The sequence below is a fragment of the Enterobacter mori LMG 25706 genome (assembly GCF_000211415.1).
Lineage (GTDB): Bacteria > Pseudomonadota > Gammaproteobacteria > Enterobacterales > Enterobacteriaceae > Enterobacter > Enterobacter mori.
This window is the reverse complement of sequence record NZ_GL890780.1, coordinates 699,093-719,270: the sequence shown is the minus strand read 5'-3', so window position 1 is coordinate 719,270 and position 20,178 is coordinate 699,093. Positions and strand designations below refer to the sequence as shown.

The following is a 20,178-nucleotide window of genomic DNA, read 5'->3' as shown; positions in this document are numbered from 1 at the left end:
TCCCCGGCAATCTCACATCAAAAATCCGCTTTCAACACCACGCGGTAGCGGGCTTTGCCGTCACGCACGTGCTGGATCGCTTCGTTGATTTTCGACATCGGATACAGTTCGGTTGTCGGGGCCACTTTGGTGCGTCCGGCAAACTTCATCAGCTTGCGCAACTCGTACGGCGTACCGGTTGCAGAACCGGATATGCTGCGATCGCCGCCAATCAGGGTAAATGCCGGCACCGGCAGCGGCTTCATCACCGCACCCACGGTGTGGAAGTTACCGCCGTACGCCAGCGCTTCAAAGTACGGCTGCCAGTCGAGATCGACATTCACGGTGTTGATGATCAGATCAAACTGACCCGCCAGTGCGTTCAGTGCTTCCGGATCGCGGCTGTTCACCACTTTATCCGCACCCATCGCCAGCACTTCTTTCTCTTTCGCCGGGTTAGAACTGAATGCCGTCACTTCGCAACCCATCGCGTGCAGCAGTTTGATGGCGATATGGCCCAGGCCGCCAATACCGATCACGCCCACACGACTGGTGGCGGTGATATGGTGCATCAGCAGCGGTTTGAAGACGGTGATACCGCCGCACAGCAGCGGACCGGCGGATTCGATATCAATGCTGTCCGGCAACGGGATGACCCATTGCCAGTCGGCGCGCAGCTTATCGGCAAAACCGCCTTTATTCAGGATGGTGGGAACGGCACCTTCGAGGCAGTTGATCTGGTTGCCGCTGATACAGGCGTCGCAGTGACCACAGCTGCGTGCCGTCCAGCCAATGCCCACGCGCTGGCCTACCTTCAGCCCTTTGTCCTGCGCGGCGCTACCGAGCGCCACGACGCGGCCAATGACTTCGTGCCCGGCAACCAGCGGGTAGCTGGAGAAGCCCCATTCGTTGTCGATCATCGAGAGATCCGAGTGGCAGATCCCGCAGTAATCAACCTGTACTTCGACGTCTTCTGCTTTTAGTTCGCCCGCATCGTACTCGTACAGCTCAAGTTCTGCACCCGCCTGCGGTGCGGCGTAGCTTTTTATCTTCGACATCGTGTTTCCCCTGTTATGGTGTGAACTGTGAGTGTAGAGCATCCGGTTTACAGCCGCTTAACAGAAGAGGGCAGGAACGGAAGTTACAGACTTTTCAGCATTCTGACTTCGCAATCAACGTGGCCGGTACAGCCCAGCGGCGCATCAATATGCTCAAAGCCAAGATGCTCATACAGGCCGATGGCCTCTTTGAGGAAGGCTGTGGTTTCGAGGTAACAGCGTTTGAAACCCTGGGTGCGCGCGTGCTCCAGGGCGACCAGTGCCAGCTTTTTCGCCAGACCCTGCCCGCGAACCGACGGCAGAAAATACATTTTCTGCAGCTCACAAATATCCGGCTCGCTGCAGCTTAGTGGTGCCACGCCGCCGCCGCCCACGACCTTGCCATTCTGCTCGATAACCCAGTAGGCATGGCCCGGCTGGTTGTACAGATGGAAAAGCTCATCGAGATTAGGATCGGCCACGGTGTAGCCTTTATCGGCTGTCAGCCCATATTCGGCGGAAACCGTGCGGATAACAGCGGCAATGGCCGGGTTGTCCTGCTCAGTGATCCGACGCATTGTCGTCGCGACGGGGGTAATCACGCTCATAGCATTACTCATGACAAAAATTGACACACAACTGCTGTTAATAGCACTGCAGAAAGGGGAGTGCAAGCGAGGAGTTTTCAGGAAGGTTACCCCTTACGCCCTGGAGCGTAAGGGGTAAAAGCATTACAGAGCGGCAATAACCGCCTGCTGCTCAATCAGTTTGGTCTTCGCATCGGCGAAAGCAACCAGACGTTCACGCTCTTTGGCGATGACCGCTTCCGGCGCGCGGGCCACAAAGCCTTCGTTCGCCAGTTTGCTTTCGATTTTGCCAATTTCCACGTCGACTTTCGCCACTTCTTTCGCCAGACGCGCCAGTTCGGCGTCTTTGTCGATCAGGCCCGCCATCGGGATCAGCAGCTCGGCACCGTCGATGATTTTGGTCACGGAAACCGGACCTTTTTCATCAGCAGGCAGCACGGTGATGCTTTCCAGACGCGCCATGGTCTTGAGGAAGGTGTTGTTCTCGCTGACGCGACGCACAGCAGCCTCGCTGCAGCCACGCAGCAGCAGCTCCAGTGGTTTGCCCGGGGCAATGTTCATTTCAGCACGGATGTTACGTACCGCAACGATCGCCTGTTTCAGCCACTCGGTGTCCGCAGACGCCGCTTCATCAACCTTCGCCGCATCGAATTCCGGGAACGGCTGCAGCATGATGGTGTCAGCGTTGATGCCTGCAATCACCTTCACGCGCTGCCAGATGGTTTCGGTGATGAATGGAATGACCGGATGCGCCAGGCGCAGCAGACCTTCCAGAACGGTAATCAGCGTGTTGCGCGTGCCGCGCAGCTCCGTCTCAGAACCGCCGTTCATCACCGGCTTCGCCAGCTCCAGATACCAGTCACAGAACTGGTTCCAGGTGAATTCGTACAGGATGCCCGCGGCGATATCGAAGCGGTAGCTATCCAGCGCGTCGCGGAACGCTTTCACCGTCTGGTTGAATTCCGCCAGGATCCAGCGGTCCGCCAGCGACAGGGTCATTTCGCCGCCGTTGAAGCCGCAATCCTGATCTTCGGTGTTCATCAGCACGAAGCGGCTGGCGTTCCAAAGCTTGTTACAGAAGTTACGGTAACCTTCCAGACGCTTCATGTCCCAATTGATGTCACGGCCGGTAGAGGCCAGCGCCGCCAGGGTGAAGCGCAGGGCGTCGGTACCGTGAGACTCGATCCCGTTCGGGAACTGCTTCTCGGTGCGCTTGCGGATTTTCTCAGCCAGCTGCGGCTGCATCATGTTGCCGGTACGTTTTTCCAGCAGGTCTTCCAGAGAGATACCGTCAACCATGTCCAGCGGGTCAATAACGTTGCCCTTGGACTTGGACATTTTCTGCCCTTCGTCGTCGCGGATCAGACCGGTCATGTAGACGGTGTGGAACGGAACCTGCGGCTTGCCGTCTTCGTCTTTGATGAAGTGCATGGTCATCATGATCATGCGGGCAATCCAGAAGAAGATGATGTCGAAACCGGACACCATCACGCTGGTTGGGTGGAACTGACGCAGCGCGTCGGTGTTTTCCGGCCAGCCGAGCGTGGAGAAGGTCCACAGCGCGGAGGAGAACCAGGTGTCCAGGACGTCTTCGTCCTGACGCAGGGCAACATCCGCGCTCAGGTTGTTTTCCTGACGCACTTCGTCTTCGGTGCGGCCAACGTAGACATTGCCTTCGTTGTCGTACCATGCCGGGATGCGGTGACCCCACCACAGCTGACGGGAGATACACCAGTCCTGAATATCGCGCATCCAGGAGAAGTACATGTTTTCATACTGCTTCGGCACGAACTGGATGCTGCCGTTCTCAACCGCTTCAACAGCCGGTTTCGCCAGCACGTCGGCACGCACGTACCACTGGTCGGTCAGCATTGGCTCGATAACCACGCCACCACGGTCGCCGTACGGCACGGTCAGATCGTGAGGTTTTATCTCTTCCAGCAGGCCGAGCGCGTCGACGGCAGCCACAATCGCTTTACGCGCGGCAAAACGTTCCAGCTTCTGGAACTCAGCCGGGATGTCGCTGGAGTAAACGTCAGACTCTTCGCCTTTGGTGTCGTACACTTCTGCGCTTTCGCGGATATCGCCGTCGAAGGTCAGAATGTTGATCATCGGCAGGGCGTGACGACGGCCGACTTCGTAGTCGTTGAAGTCGTGCGCCGGGGTGATTTTTACGCAGCCGGTGCCTTTTTCCATGTCGGCATGTTCGTCGCCCACAATCGGAATACGGCGGTTTACCAGCGGCAGCACCACGAATTTGCCGATCAGATCTTTATAACGTGGATCTTCCGGGTTAACGGCTACGCCGGTATCGCCCAGCAGAGTTTCCGGACGAGTCGTTGCGACCACCAGGTAATCTTTGCCGTCGGCGGTTTTCGCGCCGTCGGCCAGCGGATAGCGGATGTGCCACATGGAGCCTTTAGACTCGCGGTTTTCCACTTCCAGGTCAGAAATTGCGGTGCGCAGTTTCGGATCCCAGTTTACCAGGCGCTTGCCGCGGTAAATCAGGTCTTCTTTATACAGGCGCACGAAGACTTCTTTCACGGCGTTGGACAGGCCTTCGTCCATGGTGAAGCGCTCGCGCTCCCAGTCCACGGAGTTGCCGAGACGACGCATCTGGCGGGTAATGGTACCGCCGGATTCTGCCTTCCACTGCCAGATTTTGTCGATGAACGCGTCGCGACCGTAGTCGTGGCGGGTTTTACCTTCTTCAGCGGCAATTTTACGCTCAACCACCATCTGGGTTGCGATACCCGCGTGGTCAGTCCCCGCCTGCCACAGGGTGTTTTTACCCTGCATGCGCTGGTAGCGGATCATGGTGTCCATGATGGTCTGCTGGAAAGCATGTCCCATATGCAAACTGCCGGTGACGTTCGGCGGCGGGATCATGATGCAGAAGGACTCTTTGCTTTCGTCGCCGTTAGGCTTGAAATAGCCCTGCTGTTCCCAGTGCTCGTAAAGCGGCTGTTCGATATCGCGTGGGTTATATGTCTTTTCCATTATTTCCAGGTTGCCGTATTCAGGTTAAAACCAGCCAGGCGGTACGCTTTATAGCGTTCGCGCGCCAGTTGTTTCAAAGATTCTTCGTAAGGGACAAAGTCTACCACTTCTGTGAAAGCGGTGGCAAAATCTGCAAAGTCTACCCGCAGGCTAATGAGAATATCGCGCGCGCTGCTGTTGCGCTTCTGCGGCCAGGCAATTTCAACCGGCGCTCCACCGCGCGGACCTTCGCCCGACAGGTTATGCGGCACAAAACTCTCCGGCGGGCGGGCCCACAGCGCTTCATCAAGGCGAATCGCCTGCTGCTCATCTTCACAGGCAATCAACACGCGTTTACCTGCGCGCCAACGTTCTGCGGCAATGTCACACACCAGCTGTTCGACGGCGCTGAGGCCATCCTGATGCGTGTCGTTGTCCAGAAGGTAGAACGTTGCATTCTTCATATATGGGGCTTCTTGTCGTGGATTTAAATGCAAAGCCGGGTGGGGCTACGCTTACCCGGCCTACGGTTGAGTGACGTTGTAGGCCGGGTAAGGCGAAGCCGCCACCCGGCGTTTTTCATCACTCGTCGCCGTTAAAACCCGCACGATTAAGCAGGAACTGCGACAGCAGCGCGACCGGACGACCGGTTGCGCCCTTGGCTTTACCGGAGCGCCATGCGGTGCCCGCGATATCCAGGTGCGCCCAGTTGTACTTGCGGGTGAAGCGCGCCAGGAAGCAGCCCGCGGTGATCGCACCGCCAGGACGACCGCCGATGTTCGCCATATCCGCAAAGTTGGACTCCAGCTGCTCCTGGAACTCATCGCCCAGCGGCAGACGCCACGCGCGGTCACCGGCCTGTTCGGACGCGCCGATAAGCTCGTGTGCCAGCGGGTTGTGGTTCGACATCAGGCCGGTGATGTGGTGGCCCAGCGCAATCACGCAGGCGCCGGTCAGCGTTGCCACGTCGATTACCGCTTCAGGTTCGAAGCGCTCAACGTAGGTCAGCACGTCGCACAGCACCAGACGGCCTTCGGCGTCGGTATTCAGCACTTCAACAGTCTGGCCGGACATGGTGGTCAGCACGTCGCCAGGACGGTAAGCGCGACCGCCAGGCATGTTTTCACAGCCCGCCAGCACGCCGATGACGTTAATCGGCAGCTGAAGCTCAGCGACCATGCGCATGACGCCGTAAACCGCCGCCGCACCGCACATGTCGTACTTCATCTCGTCCATGCCTTCGGCAGGCTTGATGGAGATACCGCCGGAGTCGAAAGTCAGGCCTTTACCGACGAGCACGATCGGGCGCGCGTCTTCGGATGGGTTGCCCTTGTACTCAATCACCGACATCAGGGATTCGTTCTGCGAGCCGTTGCCGACCGCCAGATAAGAGTGCATTCCCAGCTCTTTCATCTGCTGTTCGCCGATGACGCGAGTGATGACATTCTTGCTGTAGGAATCCGCCAGCTGACGTGCCTGAGAGGCCAGGTACGCGGCGTTACAGATGTTTGGCGGCATGTTGCCGAGATCTTTAGCGGCTTTAATACCGGCGGCAATCGCCAGACCGTGCTGAATAGCGCGCTCGCCGCTGGTCAGCTCACGGCGTGTAGGCACGTTGAAGACCATTTTACGCAGCGGGCGGCGCGGCTCGCTTTTATTGGTCTTGAGCTGGTCGAAGCTGTACAGGCTCTCTTTTGCGGTTTCGACGGCCTGGCGCACTTTCCAGTAGGTGTTACGGCCTTTGACGTGCAGTTCCGTCAGGAAGCAGACGGCTTCCATTGAGCCGGTATCATTCAGGGTATTAATCGTTTTCTGAATCACCTGCTTATACTGACGCTCATCCAGCTCACGCTCTTTGCCGCAGCCAATCAGCAGAATGCGTTCGGACAGGACGTTCGGAACATGGTGCAGTAACAGCGTCTGCCCAGGTTTACCTTCCAGTTCGCCACGGCGCAGCAGGGCGCTGATGTAGCCGTCACTGATTTTATCGAGTTGTTCGGCGATCGGGGAGAGTCGGCGCGGTTCAAACACACCCACAACGATGCAGGCACTCCGCTGTTTCTCCGGGCTACCGCTTTTTACACTGAACTCCATGCACTACGCTCCTGAATCTTAAAGACAACGGCGGCAGCTACGGATAGAATTGAAACCTTTCGTAACTCATGTCCGCGGTTGTGGTGACTTCGTGTTAATCTTACGTTACTACGGTTTCGGCACGTCATTAAATGTTCTGAAGCGCGAATCCGCCGGGTTTTTTAATCTTAGCGATGATTTCGACGACTCAAGAGAATAAATGACGTTTAAGCCATGAAACAAGCTAAATTCCTGCAAAAGACGAGTTTTAACGGGCGTATTTAAAGTGATAATCATAAGATATCTGGTGCGGGAGACGCTGAAGAGCCAACTGGCGATCCTCTTTATCCTTCTTCTGATCTTTTTCTGTCAGAAGCTGGTCAAGATCCTCGGCGCGGCGGTTGACGGTGAAATCCCAACAAATCTGGTGCTTTCTCTGCTCGGATTAGGCGTGCCTGAAATGGCACAGCTCATTCTGCCGTTAAGCCTTTTCCTCGGTTTACTGATGACGCTCGGTAAGCTGTATACCGAAAGTGAAATCACGGTGATGCACGCCTGCGGCTTAAGCAAAGCCGTGTTGGTGAAAGCGGCTATGGTGCTGGCGTTGTTCACGGGGATCGTTGCTGCCGTAAACGTCATGTGGGCAGGCCCGGCGTCATCCCGTCATCAGGACGAAGTGCTGGCGGAAGCAAAAGCTAACCCGGGGTTGGCCGCGCTGGCACAGGGTCAGTGCCAGCAGGCCACCGACGGTAACTCTGTTCTCTTTATCGAAAGCGTTGACGGCAGCCGCTTTAACGATGTGTTTCTTGCTCAGTTGCGTACTAAAGGTAACGCCCGTCCTTCCGTGGTGGTCGCCGATTCTGGTCAACTGGCACAGCGTAAAGATGGTTCCCAGGTTGTGACGCTGAACAAAGGGACGCGCTTTGAAGGCACAGCGATGCTGCGCGATTTCCGTATCACCGATTTCCAGAACTACCAGGCGATTATTGGTCATCAGGCCGTCGCGCTCGATCCGACTGACACCGAACAGATGGATATGCGTACCCTGATCAACACCGATACCGATCGTGCGCGTGCTGAACTGCACTGGCGCATCACGCTGGTATTCACCGTGTTTATGATGGCATTGATGGTTGTTCCGCTGAGCGTGGTGAACCCGCGTCAGGGACGCGTGCTGTCGATGCTTCCGGCCATGCTGTTGTATCTGGTGTTCTTCCTGCTCCAGACGTCAATTAAGTCCAACGGTGGCAAAGGGAAAATTGACCCGGTTGTCTGGACCTGGGTAGTGAATGGTCTGTATCTGCTGCTGGCGGTGGGCCTCAACTTGTGGGATACGGTGCCAATGCGTCGAATCCGTGCCCGGTTTACGCGTAAAGGAGCCATCTAATGCAGGCATTTGGCGTTCTTGACCGCTATATCGGTAAAACGATTTTTACCACCATCATGATGACCCTGTTCATGCTGGTGTCGCTCTCCGGCATTATCAAGTTTGTCGACCAGCTGAAAAAAGCCGGGCAGGGGAGCTATGACGCGCTGGGCGCCGGGATGTATACCCTGCTCAGCGTGCCAAAAGACGTGCAAATCTTCTTCCCGATGGCGGCTTTGCTCGGCGCGCTGCTGGGGCTGGGGATGCTGGCGCAGCGTAGCGAACTGGTGGTGATGCAGGCTTCCGGCTTTACCCGTATGCAGGTTGCGCTGTCCGTCATGAAAACCGCGATCCCACTGGTGCTGTTAACCATGGCGATTGGCGAGTGGGTGGCACCGCAGGGCGAACAGATGGCGCGTAACTACCGCGCTCAGGCCATGTACGGCGGCTCACTGCTCTCAACGCAGCAAGGTCTGTGGGCGAAAGACGGTAATAGCTTCGTCTATATCGAGCGCGTGAAAGGTGATGACGAACTGGGCGGTGTGAGTATTTACACCTTCAACGATGAACGTCGTTTGAAGTCTGTGCGTCACGCCTCCTCTGCAAAATTTGATGCTGAACACAAGCAGTGGCGTCTCTCTCAGGTGGATGAGTCTGACCTGAACGATCCGAAACAGATCACCGGGACGCAGACGGTTTCCGGTACCTGGAAGACCAACCTGACGCCGGACAAGCTGGGCGTGGTTGCGCTGGACCCTGATGCGCTCTCTATCAGCGGCCTGCATAACTACGTGAAGTATCTGAAGTCGAGTGGACAAGACGCCGGGCGTTATCAGCTCAATATGTGGAGCAAAATTTTCCAGCCGATGTCTGTCGCGGTAATGATGCTGATGGCGCTGTCGTTTATCTTCGGTCCATTGCGCAGCGTGCCGATGGGTGTGCGCGTCGTGACCGGGATCAGCTTCGGCTTTGTGTTCTACGTCCTAGACCAGATCTTCGGTCCGTTGACGCTGGTTTACGGTATCCCGCCGATTATCGGCGCGCTGCTGCCAAGCGCCAGCTTCTTCCTGATCAGCCTCTGGCTGCTGCTAAAACGTTCCTGATTGTTCTCTCCTCGCTTCCGGTTTGCCGGAAGCGAGGCTAATCTCCTGTTTCACCCCGCACTTTTTCTCACAACCTTCAACGCCTCGCTGCGAATTTGAGTATTATTGAGCGATAACGTCGTGAAGGGATCCCCTATGAAGCAAATTCGAATGCTGGCCCAGTATTACGTCGACCTGATGATGAAGCTCGGGCTGGTGCGTTTCTCCTTACTGCTGGCACTGGCGCTGGTCGTTCTGGCGATTGTCGTGCAAATGGCCGTGACCATGGTTCTGCATGGGCAGGTTGAAAGCATCGACGTGATCCGCTCTATTTTCTTCGGCCTGTTGATCACGCCGTGGGCGGTCTATTTCCTGTCGGTGGTAGTGGAGCAACTGGAGGAGTCCCGTCAGCGTTTATCAAAACTGGTGGATAAGCTGGAAGAGATGCGCGATCGCGATCTCAAGCTTAACGTCCAGCTCAAGGATAATATTGCGCAGTTGAATCAGGAGATTTCGGACCGCGAGAAGGCTGAAGCTGAACGTCAGGCTACGCTGGAGCAACTGAAAATCGAGATGAAAGAGCGCGAAGTGACGCAGATCCAGCTCGAACAACAATCCTCTTTCCTGCGCTCCTTCCTGGATGCCTCGCCGGATCTGGTTTTCTATCGTAACGAAGATAAAGAATTCTCCGGCTGTAACCGCGCAATGGAGCTGCTGACCGGCAAAAGTGAAAAACAGCTGGTTAACCTCAAACCGCAGGATGTCTATTCCGAAGAAGCGGCTGCCAAAGTGATGGAGACGGATGAAAAAGTCTTCCGCCACAACGTGTCGCTCACCTATGAACAGTGGCTGGATTATCCCGACGGGCGTAAAGCCTGCTTTGAGATCCGCAAAGTGCCGTATTACGACCGCGTGGGGAAACGCCACGGGCTGATGGGCTTTGGCCGCGATATCACCGAGCGTAAGCGCTATCAGGATGCGCTGGAACGCGCCAGCCGCGACAAGACCACCTTTATCTCAACCATCAGCCACGAGCTGCGTACGCCGCTGAACGGCATCGTTGGGCTGAGCCGTATTCTTCTCGACACCGATCTGACCGGCGAGCAGGAAAAATACCTCAAAACGATCCATGTCTCGGCAGTCACGCTGGGCAATATCTTTAACGATATTATCGACATGGATAAAATGGAGCGCCGTAAGGTGCAGCTTGATAACCAGCCGGTGGATTTCACCGGTTTCCTGGCAGACCTGGAGAACCTCTCCGGCCTGCAGGCCCAGCAAAAAGGGCTGAGCTTTGTGATGGAGCCAACCCTGCCGCTGCCGCATAAAGTGGTTACGGACGGCACGCGCCTGCGCCAGATCCTGTGGGACTTGATCAGCAACGCCGTGAAGTTTACCCAGAAGGGGCGGGTTGCGGTGCGTATTCGCTATGACGAAGGGGATATGCTGCACTTCGAGGTTGAGGACTCGGGTATCGGCATTCCGCAGGAAGAGCAGGATAAGATCTTTGCCATGTACTACCAGGTAAAAGACAGTAACGGCGGTAAACCGGCGACCGGGACCGGTATTGGTCTGGCGGTGTCGAAACGTCTGGCGAAAAGCATGGGCGGTGATATCACGGTTGCCAGCCATCCGGGCAAAGGTTCAACCTTTACCCTGACGGTGCATGCGCCTGCGGTGGCTGAAGAGGTGGAAGATACCTTTGAGAACGACGATATGCCGCTGCCCGCTCTGCATGTTCTGCTGGTGGAGGACATCGAACTGAACGTTATTGTGGCGCGTTCCGTACTGGAAAAACTCGGTAACAGCGTGGATGTGGCGATGACAGGTAAAGCGGCGCTGGAGATGTTTACGCCTGGCGAGTATGACCTGGTCCTGCTGGATATTCAGCTTCCTGACATGACCGGGCTGGATATCTCCCGTGAGCTTACGCGCAAATATGCTGCCGATGAGCTGCCGCCGCTGGTGGCGCTGACGGCGAACGTACTGAAAGACAAAAAAGAGTACCTCGATGCCGGTATGGATGATGTGCTCAGGAAGCCGCTGGCGGTGCCTGCCCTGACCGCCATGATCAAGAAGTTCTGGGATACCCGTGATGAAGAGGAGAGCACCATGACGTCTGTTGATAGCGCGAAAGCACATACCCTACTCGATACCGCAATGCTGGAGCAGTATATCGATCTGGTGGGGCCAAAACTGATTACCGATGGTCTGGCGGTTTTCGAAAAAATGATGCCGGGCTACTTAAGCGTGCTTGAGTCCAACCTGACGGCGCGCGATCGGAAAGGTATTGTTGAAGAGGGGCACAAAATCAAAGGTGCGGCCGGCTCGGTGGGGCTACGCCATCTTCAGCAGTTGGGTCAACAGATTCAATCGCCTGATTTACCTGCGTGGGAAGATAATGTTGGTGAATGGGTTGAAGAGATGAAACAAGAGTGGCAAAACGATGTGGCGGTGCTGAAAGCCTGGGTGGATGCCAGAAAAAAATGACCCCGGCTTAACCGGGGTGCGCGAATACTGCGCCAACACCAGGGAAATCGTGGCTGCGCCTGATTTTTCGTGTTGTTTTCGCTTGGACGCCGCCTGAATATTGAGGCCGCACGCAGATAAGATAGCAAATCTTAAATGGTTTGTTACATGAATCAGTGAAATGTGTGAAGCATAGCGGTTTAATCAGAATTTTTAATGTGCTTCAGCAGGTTGCAAAGAAGGGACGTCATAATGAAAAAGATTGGTGTCGTGCTGAGCGGTTGTGGTGTTTACGACGGTTCAGAGATACATGAAGCCGTATTAACGCTGCTGGCATTATCTCGTCAGGGCGCTGAAGCGATCTGCTTCGCGCCGGATAAAAGCCAGGCGGATGTGATCAACCATCTTACCGGCGAGCCGATGGCGGAAACGCGTAACGTCCTGATTGAAGCCGCGCGTATCGCCCGAGGCGCTGTCCAACCCCTGTCGCAGGCTGATTCCTCAACGCTGGATGCGTTGATCGTGCCGGGTGGCTTTGGCGCAGCTAAAAATCTCAGCACTTTTGCTTCGGAAGGGGCAGAGTGCCATGTCGATCCCGATTTAAAACGGCTTGCCCTGGCGCTGCATGCAGCAGGCAAGCCACTGGGTTTCATCTGTATTGCCCCGGCCATGCTGCCCCGGATCTTTGACTTCCCGCTGCGCCTGACCATCGGGACCGATATTGATACCGCAGAGATCGTCGAAGATATGGGCGGCGAGCATGTTCCTTGTCCGGTGGATGATATTGTGGTCGATGAAGACAACAAGATCGTCACCACGCCCGCCTATATGCTGGCGCAATCCATCGCTGAAGCTGCTACGGGCATTGATAAGCTGGTGGACAGAGTGCTGGTTCTCTCGCAATGAGCCGTAAATTTGTTGCGGGTACGTGGATAAAACGTACCCTGTTACGCGTTGTGCTTGTACTGGCCGTCTTCTGGGGCGGCGGGATCGCCTTATTCAGCGTTCTGCCGGTACCCTTTTCCGCCGTGATGGTTGAGCGCCAGCTCAGCGCGTGGTTGACCGGTGATTTCGGCTATGTCGCCCATTCGGACTGGGTAAGCATGGATGAGATCTCACCGTTCATGGGGCTGGCCGTGATTGCGGCAGAAGATCAGAAATTCCCGGAGCACTGGGGTTTTGACATGGCGGCCATCGAGAAGGCGATCGCCCACAACGAGCGTCATGAAAATCGCGTGCGCGGTGCGTCGACGTTGTCGCAGCAGACGGCCAAAAATCTGTTTTTATGGGATGGTCGAAGCTGGGTGCGAAAAGGGCTGGAAGCGGGGTTAACCCTGGGGATGGAAACGGTCTGGAGCAAAAAGCGCATTCTGACCGTCTATCTCAACGTCGCTGAATTTGGCGACGGCATATTCGGCGTGGAAGCTGCCGCGCAGCGTTATTTCAATAAGCCAGCCAGCCGTCTGAGTATGTCAGAAGCGGCGCTATTGGCCGCTGTTTTACCGAATCCCATCCGTTTTAAAGCGAGTGCGCCGTCAGGGTACGTGCGAAGCCGTCAGGCGTGGATCATGCGCCAGATGCGTCAGCTAGGTGGGGAAGGGTTTATGCAGCGAAATAATCTTATGTAGGGCGGGTAAGCACAGCGCCACCCGCCTGACTGGCAGACCTTAATCTTCGTCGAACCCTGCGTTGAACAGCGCAATCACCGCCGCCAGCGCTTCCTCTTCCTGGGGGCCGGTGGCCTCGACTTCAATCTGGCGACCTTTCGCTGAGTCCAGCATCAGCAGCGCAATGACGCTATTCGCTTCAGCTTCAGTGCCTTCGTCATTGCGCAGCAAAACGTCTGCATCAAAACCCTGCATCAGTTCAAACAATTTCATTGCCGGGCGTGCATGCATGCCCAGCTTGTTGGTGATCTCAACGGTTTGTTTTACGGTCATGTTTTACGTTTTTCCAGCGTGCGATGACGGGACTGAACGTTCTTTCCGCGTGAGCGGAAGTAGTCGGCCAGCTGTTCGGCGATATAAACCGAACGATGTTTACCGCCGGTACAGCCAATCGCTACCGTCAGATAGCTACGATTGTTTGTCTCCAGCATAGGTAACCATAGCTCAAGGTAGCTTCGCGTCTGGTAGATAAAATTGTGAACTTCTGTGTGTCTGTCGAGGAAGGCCGCCACGGGCTTATCCAGACCGGTCATTGGACGCAGTTTGGGATCCCAGTGCGGGTTCGGCAGGAAGCGCACGTCGAAAACATAATCCGCATCGATAGGGATACCGTGCTTAAAGCCGAAGGATTCAAACACCATCGTCAATTCACGCTCGCGTTTACCCAGCAGACGGGTTCGCAGCATTTCCGCCAGTTCGTGCACGGACATTTCGGAGGTGTCAACAATCAGGTCGGCCCGGGAGCGCAGTGGTTCCAGCAGATCGCTCTCTTCGTCGATGGCACTTTCCAGCGAAAGGTTTTTACTGGAAAGCGGGTGCAAACGACGGGTATCGCTGTAGCGACGGATCAGGGTGTTACGATCGGCATCAAGGAACAACAGCTGAGGCGAGAAGCACTCTGGCAGATTGCTCATGGCCTGTTCAAAGACCTCAGGTGATTCTGGCATGTTACGGACATCGATGCTGACGGCGGCAGAAATTTGTCTGTCCGCTAGCGTCCGCGCCAGATCGGGCAACAGCACCACCGGCAGGTTATCTACGCAGTAAAACCCCATATCTTCCAGCGCGCGCAGGGCGACGGATTTCCCCGACCCCGAGCGACCGCTGACGATCATCAGCACCATGTTCCGTTTCTCCTCAGGACAACAGATGTGAAGGCCATCTCCCGGTTACGCATCATCCTGATTGCCTTCTGCTTCAGTGATAATCTGGAAGAGCTCTTCATCACTTTGCGCTGAACGCAGTCGACGGCAAATGGTTTTATCGGCCAGGCGTTTAGCGACCAGCGACAACGTATGCAGATGGGTCTTTGTCTGGTCTGCTGGCACCAGCAGCGCGAAGAGGAGATCGACGGGCTGGTTATCAATGGCATCAAAGGCGATGGGTGTTTCAAGCTGCACAAACACGCCGACGGCACGCAAGGTGTCTTCTTCGAGTTTGCCATGCGGGATCGCGATGCCGTTGCCGATGCCGGTACTGCCCATTTTTTCACGGGTCAGGATAGCTTCGAACACCACCTGTGGCGGCAGGCCCAGCTGTTTTGCGGCCAGTTCACTGATGATCTCCAGCGCACGTTTTTTGCTCTGGCAGTGAACCCCACTGCGGGTACATTCCTGGTTAAGGACATTGCTCAGTTGAAGAGCCGAATCGTTGTTCATCATAATTTCACCTAAGCGCTAACTGTACAAATGGCCTGTTGTGTCGCACAACAGGCCGTCCTGCACCCGTTAACTGCCCGGACAATTAGTGTTGTTTCAGTTTATCTTTATGTTTATTGAGCTGTCGCGCAAGCTTATCAATCAAGCCGTCGATAGCCGCGTACATGTCTTGCCCTTCCGCACTGGCATGGAGTTCACCCCCGTTAACGTGCAGGGTTGCATCCGAGATATGAGTCACTTTCTCCACTTTCAACACAATATAGACCTGATTGATCCTTTCGAAATACTGTTCGAGCTTCGCGAACTTCGTGTTCAGAAACTCGCGTAAAGCCTCAGTAATCTCGACGTTGTGTCCTGTGATGTTGAGCTGCATAGTGTCTTCCTTATCGGTTGTGTCAAACCAGTTGTTTACGCTGGTTAGACGGCGGAATGGATAAAGACTCTCGATACTTCGCAACAGTACGACGTGCCACCATAATACCCTGGTCGGACAGCATGGTGGTTAACTTACTGTCACTCAGTGGCTTCGCGGGGTTCTCCGCGGCGATCAACTTCTTCACCAGTGCGCGAATGGCCGTTGACGAGGCTTCGCCGCCGCCTTCGGTATTCACATGACTGGAGAAGAAATACTTAAGCTCAAAAATACCGCGCGGACTGTGCAGATACTTCTGCGTGGTCACGCGAGAAATGGTTGATTCATGCATCTCGACGGCCTGGGCGATGTCCGCCAGTACCATCGGTTTCATAAACTCTTCGCCCTGCTCAAAAAAAGCCTGCTGTTGTTCAACAATACAGCGGCTCACGCGCAGCAGCGTGTCATTTCGACTCTCCAGACTTTTGATCAGCCAGCGTGCTTCCTGCAAATTGCTACGAATATATTGATTATCGGAGTCATTGCGCGCGCTGGTGCACATGGAGGCGTACTGCTGGTTGATTTGCAGGCGAGGAATGCTGTCTGAGTTCAGCTCGACCACCCAGCGACCGTTATGTTTTCTGACTAACACATCCGGAATGACATATTCCGGTTCGCTGGTCTGGATCGACTGGCCGGGACGCGGATCGAGAGACTGGATCAGATTCACCGCCTCTTTCAGCACCTCTTCTTTCAGACGCGTGACGCGCATCAGGGAGCGGAAATCGTGATTCGCCAGCAGATCAAGATGATCGCTGATGATTAAGCGGGCTTCTTCAATCCACGGCGTCTCTTTGGCGAACTGCGACAGTTGGATCAGCAGGCAATCGCGGAGATCTTTCGCGGCCACACCGACCGGGTCGAAACGCTGAATGCGCTTCAGAACCGCTTCGATCTCTTCGAGCTCGATCTCGTCGTCGCCGATACTTTCCAGGATGTCGTCCAGGGTTACGGTTAAATAACCCGTATCGTCAACGGCATCGACAATCGAGGTCGCAATGGCGCGGTCGGTATCAGAGAAGGGGGTCAACTCCACTTGCCACATCAGGTAATCCTGCAGCGACTGGGTGGTTTCACCCTGATAAACCGGTAGCTCGTCGTCCTGGTAGTCTGCACGCGTGCCGGAAGGGGTTCCGGCGGGGTAGATTTCATCCCAGCTGGCGTCCAGCGGCAACTCGTCCGGCATCTCTTTTTGTTCGAGCGCATCAGCGGTGTCGAGCGTTTCAGTGTCCTGCGTTTGCTGGGTTTCTACCTCGTCATGAAGATCGGTTTGCTCCAGCAACGGATTACTGTCCAGCGCCTGCTGGAGCTCCTGCTGGAGTTCTAACGTGGACAGCTGCAACAGACGAATCGCCTGCTGTAGCTGCGGCGTCATCGCCAATTGTTGGCTGAGCCTTAATTGCAAACCTTGCTTCATGTTCAGAGCATTTTTCTCCGGTTCGGCGTTACGTTACCTCTACCCTATCAGAGTCTGAAGTCTTCCCCAAGGTACACGCGCTTAACATGCTCATCTTCGAGGATTTGCTGCGGTGTACCGTGGGCAATCAGATGGCCCTGGCTTACAATGTAGGCGCGTTCACAGACGGCCAGCGTTTCACGGACGTTGTGGTCGGTGATCAGCACGCCAAGCCCGCTGTCGCGCAGGTGTTCGATAATGCGTTTGATATCAATAACGGAGATCGGGTCAACGCCCGCGAAGGGTTCATCCAGCAGGATGAATTTCGGGTTGGCGGCCAGCGCACGTGCAATCTCGACACGACGACGCTCACCCCCGGACAACGCCTGACCAAGACTGTCGCGAAGATGTTCGATATGAAACTCTTCCATCAGCTCGTTGGCGCGGTCGGTGCGCTGCTCGCTGGTCAGGTCGTCACGGATCTGCAGCACGGCCATCAGGTTGTCGTAGACGCTCAAACGACGAAAGATTGAGGCTTCCTGCGGCAGGTAGCCGATACCACGGCGCGCGCGCGCGTGCAGCGGCAGCAGGCTAATGTCTTCGTCATCAATGATGATGTTGCCAGCATCACGCGGCACAATGCCCACCACCATGTAGAAGGTGGTGGTTTTCCCTGCACCGTTAGGGCCAAGCAAACCCACAATTTCGCCGGAGTTGACGGTCAGGCTGACATCTTCGACGACACGGCGGCCCTTATACGCTTTCGCGAGGTTTTTTGCAGTTAATGTTGCCATAACGAATTAGTTACTCTTCTTTTGTGCCGGAGCCTGGCCTTTGCCTTTATCCTGCAGCTGCGATGGAACCAGCACGGTGGTGACGCGTTTGCCTTTCTCGCTGGAGGCCTGCATTTTCTGTTCTTTGACCAGATATGTGATCTTGTCGCCTGTAATATTGCTGTCCAGCTGTTCCAGATAGGCGTTACCGGTCAGGATGACCAGATCCTTCGCCAGCTCATAGTGCATATGCGAGGCGCGGCCTTTCACCGGTTTGCCGTTGTCCTGCATCTGGTAGAACGTGGCCGGATTACCATAGCCATCAATAATCTCTTTGCCCTGCTCGCCGCCCGGACGGGTAACGACCACTTTATCGGCGTTAATTTTGATGGTGCCCTGGGTCATCACTACGTTACCGGTGAAGGTGACGACGTTACCTTGCATATCAAGGGACTGAGTGTCGGATTCGATATGAATCGGCTGTTCGGTATCGCCAGTCACAGCAATCGCGGGAAGACTGGCCGCCAGCAGTGCGCTGGCGATAATGGCTTTAAGGCTGAGTTTGTTTGTTTTGAATTTCATAGGAGGTTCTAACCTTTTCAATCAGCTCGGCGTTTTTGCTGCGTAAGTTCCCGCGCATTCTTAAACCGCTGGAATTAAATGTTGTGCCATACAGTGTGACCAAATCTTGCGAAGTCACGTCCTGGGTCACCAGGTTGATCTGGGCGTTATCCGTCGTAATTTTGCGCAGCTGTGAGTCAGCGGTCAGGGCGTTGACTTCAACGTGGCCGTACAGATAAAGCATACGGTCATTTGTCAGTTTTGCCCGGTCTGACTTAATTGACCATGTCGGGTTTTTGTCAGTATCAAAAGTGGTCATCACCGGTTGGGTAAACCACGAGATACCGTCATCGGAAAAATATTCCACATGCTGGGCAATCAGGCGATAGTTCAGCGCACCTTCAGGGCTATACACCACAGTATCACTGTGATCGCTTTTATAGGTTGGGTCGCTCGTATTAACCACTTCTGTTTGTGCATCGTCACGGTCGGCAAGGTTCACGCCAATCAGTATCAATGCGACAAGCGAAAGCAGAATGATAACCCAACGTCTGGTTTTACTCATATCGATTGCCCTTTGGCCTCATCAAGCTTGCCCTGCGCGAGCAGAAGCAGATCGCAGACTTCACGGACCGCCCCACGTCCACCGTTGATCCGGGTGACGTAATCCGCGCGTGGGAGAAGCAGCGGGTGTGCGTCAGCAACCGCTACGCTCAGACCCACTTCAGCCATCACCGGCCAGTCGATCAAATCATCGCCAACATAGGCCACGTTCTCAGGTGCGATAGCCAGCTTCGCCAGCAAATCGTTAAAGGCGACCATTTTATCGGACTGCCCCTGATACAAATGGGTAATGCCCAGCGTTTCGCAGCGGTCTTCTAAAAGTTTAGCTTTCCGTCCGGTGATAATAGCAACTTCAATGCCGGACGTGAGCGCGCAACGAATACCGTACCCGTCGCGAACGTTAAATGCTTTCAGCTCTTCGCCGCTGTTGCCCATATAAATCAGGCCATCGGAGAGCACGCCATCCACATCAAGGATCAACAGACGGATGTTTTCCGCCTTTGCCATCATGTGCGCGCTTACCGGACCATAACAGGTTGCAAGGGATGCACCCGCATTACTCATTGTCTTATCCTTCATTACACTACGCCTGCGCGCAGAAGATCATGCATATGTACCACACCCAGCAACTGGTCGCCATCGGCAACCATCACTGCGGTAATATGACGGGACTGCATCAGGTTCAGGACATCTACCGCAAGGATGCCCGGACGCACGCGAATTCCGCCTGGCGTCATGACGTCTGCGATACCCAATGTGCGAACGTCCACGCCCATATCGAACACCCGGCGTAAGTCGCCGTCGGTGAATATTCCCTGAATTTTCATCAGATCGTCGCACACCACCGTCATACCCAGATTTTTACGGGTAATTTCCAGTAACGCGTCGCGCAGGGAAGCCTCTTTGCTGACGTGAGGGATCTCATCGCCCGTGTGCATAATATCGTTGACCCTGAGCAGCAGCTTACGGCCCAGCGCACCGCCTGGGTGAGAAAGCGCAAAATCTTCTGGGGTAAAACCACGGGCTTCAAGCAGCGCAACGGCAAGGGCATCGCCCATCACCAGTGCTGCCGTCGTGCTGGACGTTGGCGCAAGGCCAAGCGGGCAGGCTTCTTTGGGCACTTTTACGCACAGATGAATATCCGCCGCACGCGCCATGCTGCTTTCCGGGCGGCTGGTCATACAGATAAGCGGGACCTGTAGTCTCTTCAGTACCGGGATCAGGGCCAGGATCTCATTGGATTCACCGGAATTCGACAGTGCGATAACCACGTCCTGCGGGGTGACCATCCCGAGGTCGCCGTGCGCGGCTTCCCCTGGGTGCACGAAGAACGATGACGTTCCCGTGCTGGCAAAGGTCGCCGCCATTTTGCGTCCAATGTGGCCGGACTTGCCCATTCCCATTACCACGACTTTACCGGCACAGTAGAGTATCTTCTCACATGCCAGACTAAAATCCTGATTAATGTACTGATCTAACTGCGCCAGACCTTCACGTTCAATCTCCAGAACCTCTTTTCCTGCTTTCTGAAAGTCAAAACCCGGCTGCAATTCTATTTGCGACATAATGCGTTTC

General features: G+C 55.3%; 20 protein-coding genes. 5 read left to right on the top strand and 15 right to left on the bottom strand.

What is annotated here, in order from left to right; translation table 11 throughout:
• Positions 1-17 precede the first annotated feature (17 nt).
• The 5 genes from ahr to pepA all read right to left on the bottom strand — a co-directional run bounded on the left by ahr (position 18) and on the right by pepA (position 6,676).
• Entirely contained in the window at positions 18-1,037 is a 1,020-nt protein-coding gene (ahr, locus tag ENTMO_RS0121650; RefSeq protein WP_010436092.1) for an NADPH-dependent aldehyde reductase Ahr, read from the bottom strand.
• A gap of 83 nt (positions 1,038-1,120) precedes the next feature.
• Positions 1,121-1,624 carry a GNAT family N-acetyltransferase gene (locus tag ENTMO_RS0121645; RefSeq protein WP_010436090.1) on the bottom strand — a complete coding sequence of 168 codons (504 nt, stop codon included), beginning with the start codon at positions 1,622-1,624 and terminating at the stop codon, positions 1,121-1,123.
• 123 nt (positions 1,625-1,747) lie between these two features.
• The gene (locus ENTMO_RS0121640; protein ID WP_010436088.1) at positions 1,748-4,603 is read right to left on the bottom strand and encodes a valine--tRNA ligase; all 2,856 of its coding nucleotides are present in this window, start codon (positions 4,601-4,603) and stop codon (positions 1,748-1,750) included.
• Positions 4,603-5,046, bottom strand: a complete 444-nt coding sequence (gene holC / locus ENTMO_RS0121635; protein WP_010436086.1) for a DNA polymerase III subunit chi — start codon at positions 5,044-5,046, stop codon at positions 4,603-4,605. Before holC ends, ENTMO_RS0121640 begins: the two co-directional genes overlap by 1 nt.
• 118 nt (positions 5,047-5,164) lie before the next feature.
• Complete coding sequence (gene pepA, locus ENTMO_RS0121630; RefSeq protein ID WP_010436084.1) at positions 5,165-6,676, bottom strand: leucyl aminopeptidase; 1,512 nt, start codon at positions 6,674-6,676, stop codon at positions 5,165-5,167.
• A gap of 265 nt (positions 6,677-6,941) precedes the next feature.
• On the opposite strand from pepA, the gene lptF reads away from it, so the two are divergent.
• The 5 genes from lptF to mtgA all read left to right on the top strand — a co-directional run bounded on the left by lptF (position 6,942) and on the right by mtgA (position 13,200).
• Entirely contained in the window at positions 6,942-8,042 is a 1,101-nt protein-coding gene (gene lptF / locus ENTMO_RS0121625) for an LPS export ABC transporter permease LptF (protein WP_010436081.1), read from the top strand.
• Positions 8,042-9,124 carry an LPS export ABC transporter permease LptG gene (gene lptG, locus ENTMO_RS0121620; RefSeq protein WP_010436079.1) on the top strand — a complete coding sequence of 361 codons (1,083 nt, stop codon included), beginning with the start codon at positions 8,042-8,044 and terminating at the stop codon, positions 9,122-9,124. Before lptF ends, lptG begins: the two co-directional genes overlap by 1 nt.
• 135 nt (positions 9,125-9,259) lie before the next feature.
• Positions 9,260-11,593, top strand: a complete 2,334-nt coding sequence (gene arcB, locus ENTMO_RS0121615; RefSeq protein WP_010436076.1) for an aerobic respiration two-component sensor histidine kinase ArcB — start codon at positions 9,260-9,262, stop codon at positions 11,591-11,593.
• Positions 11,594-11,824: 231 nt separating this feature from the next.
• A complete protein-coding gene (gene elbB, locus ENTMO_RS0121610) occupies positions 11,825-12,478 on the top strand; it encodes an isoprenoid biosynthesis glyoxalase ElbB (RefSeq protein ID WP_010436073.1) in 654 nt (217 codons plus the stop codon).
• On the top strand, positions 12,475-13,200 hold the full coding sequence (gene mtgA / locus ENTMO_RS0121605; protein WP_010436070.1) for a monofunctional biosynthetic peptidoglycan transglycosylase: 726 nt from the start codon (positions 12,475-12,477) through the stop codon (positions 13,198-13,200). The genes elbB and mtgA overlap by 4 nt, the downstream gene beginning before the upstream one ends.
• A gap of 39 nt (positions 13,201-13,239) precedes the next feature.
• On the opposite strand, the gene npr is transcribed toward mtgA, so the two are convergent.
• The 10 genes from npr to kdsD form a co-directional block, all read right to left on the bottom strand.
• Positions 13,240-13,512, bottom strand: coding sequence for a PTS phosphocarrier protein NPr (gene npr, locus ENTMO_RS0121600; RefSeq protein ID WP_010436067.1), 273 nt, complete (start codon positions 13,510-13,512; stop codon positions 13,240-13,242).
• Positions 13,509-14,363 (bottom strand): RNase adapter RapZ, encoded by an 855-nt coding sequence (gene rapZ, locus ENTMO_RS0121595; protein WP_010436066.1) that lies wholly within the window; start codon positions 14,361-14,363, stop codon positions 13,509-13,511. The genes npr and rapZ overlap by 4 nt, the downstream gene beginning before the upstream one ends.
• A gap of 45 nt (positions 14,364-14,408) precedes the next feature.
• On the bottom strand, positions 14,409-14,900 hold the full coding sequence (ptsN, locus tag ENTMO_RS0121590) for a PTS IIA-like nitrogen regulatory protein PtsN (RefSeq protein WP_010436064.1): 492 nt from the start codon (positions 14,898-14,900) through the stop codon (positions 14,409-14,411).
• An 82-nt stretch (positions 14,901-14,982) separates the two neighbouring features.
• Positions 14,983-15,270 carry a ribosome hibernation promoting factor gene (gene hpf, locus ENTMO_RS0121585; RefSeq protein ID WP_010436063.1) on the bottom strand — a complete coding sequence of 96 codons (288 nt, stop codon included), beginning with the start codon at positions 15,268-15,270 and terminating at the stop codon, positions 14,983-14,985.
• A gap of 22 nt (positions 15,271-15,292) precedes the next feature.
• A complete protein-coding gene (rpoN, locus tag ENTMO_RS0121580; protein WP_010436062.1) occupies positions 15,293-16,726 on the bottom strand; it encodes an RNA polymerase factor sigma-54 in 1,434 nt (477 codons plus the stop codon).
• Between the two features lie 47 nt (positions 16,727-16,773).
• Positions 16,774-17,499: an LPS export ABC transporter ATP-binding protein gene (gene lptB, locus ENTMO_RS0121575; protein ID WP_010436061.1), complete on the bottom strand. Its 726-nt coding sequence runs from the start codon at positions 17,497-17,499 to the stop codon at positions 16,774-16,776.
• Between the two features lie 6 nt (positions 17,500-17,505).
• On the bottom strand, positions 17,506-18,060 hold the full coding sequence (lptA, locus tag ENTMO_RS0121570; RefSeq protein WP_010436059.1) for a lipopolysaccharide ABC transporter substrate-binding protein LptA: 555 nt from the start codon (positions 18,058-18,060) through the stop codon (positions 17,506-17,508).
• Entirely contained in the window at positions 18,029-18,604 is a 576-nt protein-coding gene (gene lptC, locus ENTMO_RS0121565; RefSeq protein ID WP_010436058.1) for an LPS export ABC transporter periplasmic protein LptC, read from the bottom strand. The genes lptA and lptC overlap by 32 nt, the downstream gene beginning before the upstream one ends.
• Positions 18,601-19,167 (bottom strand): 3-deoxy-manno-octulosonate-8-phosphatase KdsC, encoded by a 567-nt coding sequence (gene kdsC, locus ENTMO_RS0121560; protein ID WP_010436057.1) that lies wholly within the window; start codon positions 19,165-19,167, stop codon positions 18,601-18,603. Before kdsC ends, lptC begins: the two co-directional genes overlap by 4 nt.
• Positions 19,168-19,181: 14 nt before the next feature.
• Positions 19,182-20,168, bottom strand: a complete 987-nt coding sequence (gene kdsD, locus ENTMO_RS0121555; RefSeq protein ID WP_010436053.1) for an arabinose-5-phosphate isomerase KdsD — start codon at positions 20,166-20,168, stop codon at positions 19,182-19,184.
• Positions 20,169-20,178 lie beyond the last annotated feature (10 nt).

Coding starts and splice junctions, on each gene's coding strand:
- ahr (WP_010436092.1), bottom strand. CDS start 1,037: ATGTCGAAGATAAAAAGCTACGCCGCACCGCAGGCGGGTGCAGAACTT.
- ENTMO_RS0121645 (WP_010436090.1), bottom strand. CDS start 1,624: ATGAGCGTGATTACCCCCGTCGCGACGACAATGCGTCGGATCACTGAG.
- ENTMO_RS0121640 (WP_010436088.1), bottom strand. CDS start 4,603: ATGGAAAAGACATATAACCCACGCGATATCGAACAGCCGCTTTACGAG.
- holC (WP_010436086.1), bottom strand. CDS start 5,046: ATGAAGAATGCAACGTTCTACCTTCTGGACAACGACACGCATCAGGAT.
- pepA (WP_010436084.1), bottom strand. CDS start 6,676: ATGGAGTTCAGTGTAAAAAGCGGTAGCCCGGAGAAACAGCGGAGTGCC.
- lptG (WP_010436079.1), top strand. CDS start 8,042: ATGCAGGCATTTGGCGTTCTTGACCGCTATATCGGTAAAACGATTTTT.
- arcB (WP_010436076.1), top strand. CDS start 9,260: ATGAAGCAAATTCGAATGCTGGCCCAGTATTACGTCGACCTGATGATG.
- elbB (WP_010436073.1), top strand. CDS start 11,825: ATGAAAAAGATTGGTGTCGTGCTGAGCGGTTGTGGTGTTTACGACGGT.
- mtgA (WP_010436070.1), top strand. CDS start 12,475: ATGAGCCGTAAATTTGTTGCGGGTACGTGGATAAAACGTACCCTGTTA.
- npr (WP_010436067.1), bottom strand. CDS start 13,512: ATGACCGTAAAACAAACCGTTGAGATCACCAACAAGCTGGGCATGCAT.
- rapZ (WP_010436066.1), bottom strand. CDS start 14,363: ATGGTGCTGATGATCGTCAGCGGTCGCTCGGGGTCGGGGAAATCCGTC.
- ptsN (WP_010436064.1), bottom strand. CDS start 14,900: ATGATGAACAACGATTCGGCTCTTCAACTGAGCAATGTCCTTAACCAG.
- hpf (WP_010436063.1), bottom strand. CDS start 15,270: ATGCAGCTCAACATCACAGGACACAACGTCGAGATTACTGAGGCTTTA.
- rpoN (WP_010436062.1), bottom strand. CDS start 16,726: ATGAAGCAAGGTTTGCAATTAAGGCTCAGCCAACAATTGGCGATGACG.
- lptB (WP_010436061.1), bottom strand. CDS start 17,499: ATGGCAACATTAACTGCAAAAAACCTCGCGAAAGCGTATAAGGGCCGC.
- lptA (WP_010436059.1), bottom strand. CDS start 18,060: ATGAAATTCAAAACAAACAAACTCAGCCTTAAAGCCATTATCGCCAGC.
- lptC (WP_010436058.1), bottom strand. CDS start 18,604: ATGAGTAAAACCAGACGTTGGGTTATCATTCTGCTTTCGCTTGTCGCA.
- kdsC (WP_010436057.1), bottom strand. CDS start 19,167: ATGAGTAATGCGGGTGCATCCCTTGCAACCTGTTATGGTCCGGTAAGC.
- kdsD (WP_010436053.1), bottom strand. CDS start 20,168: ATGTCGCAAATAGAATTGCAGCCGGGTTTTGACTTTCAGAAAGCAGGA.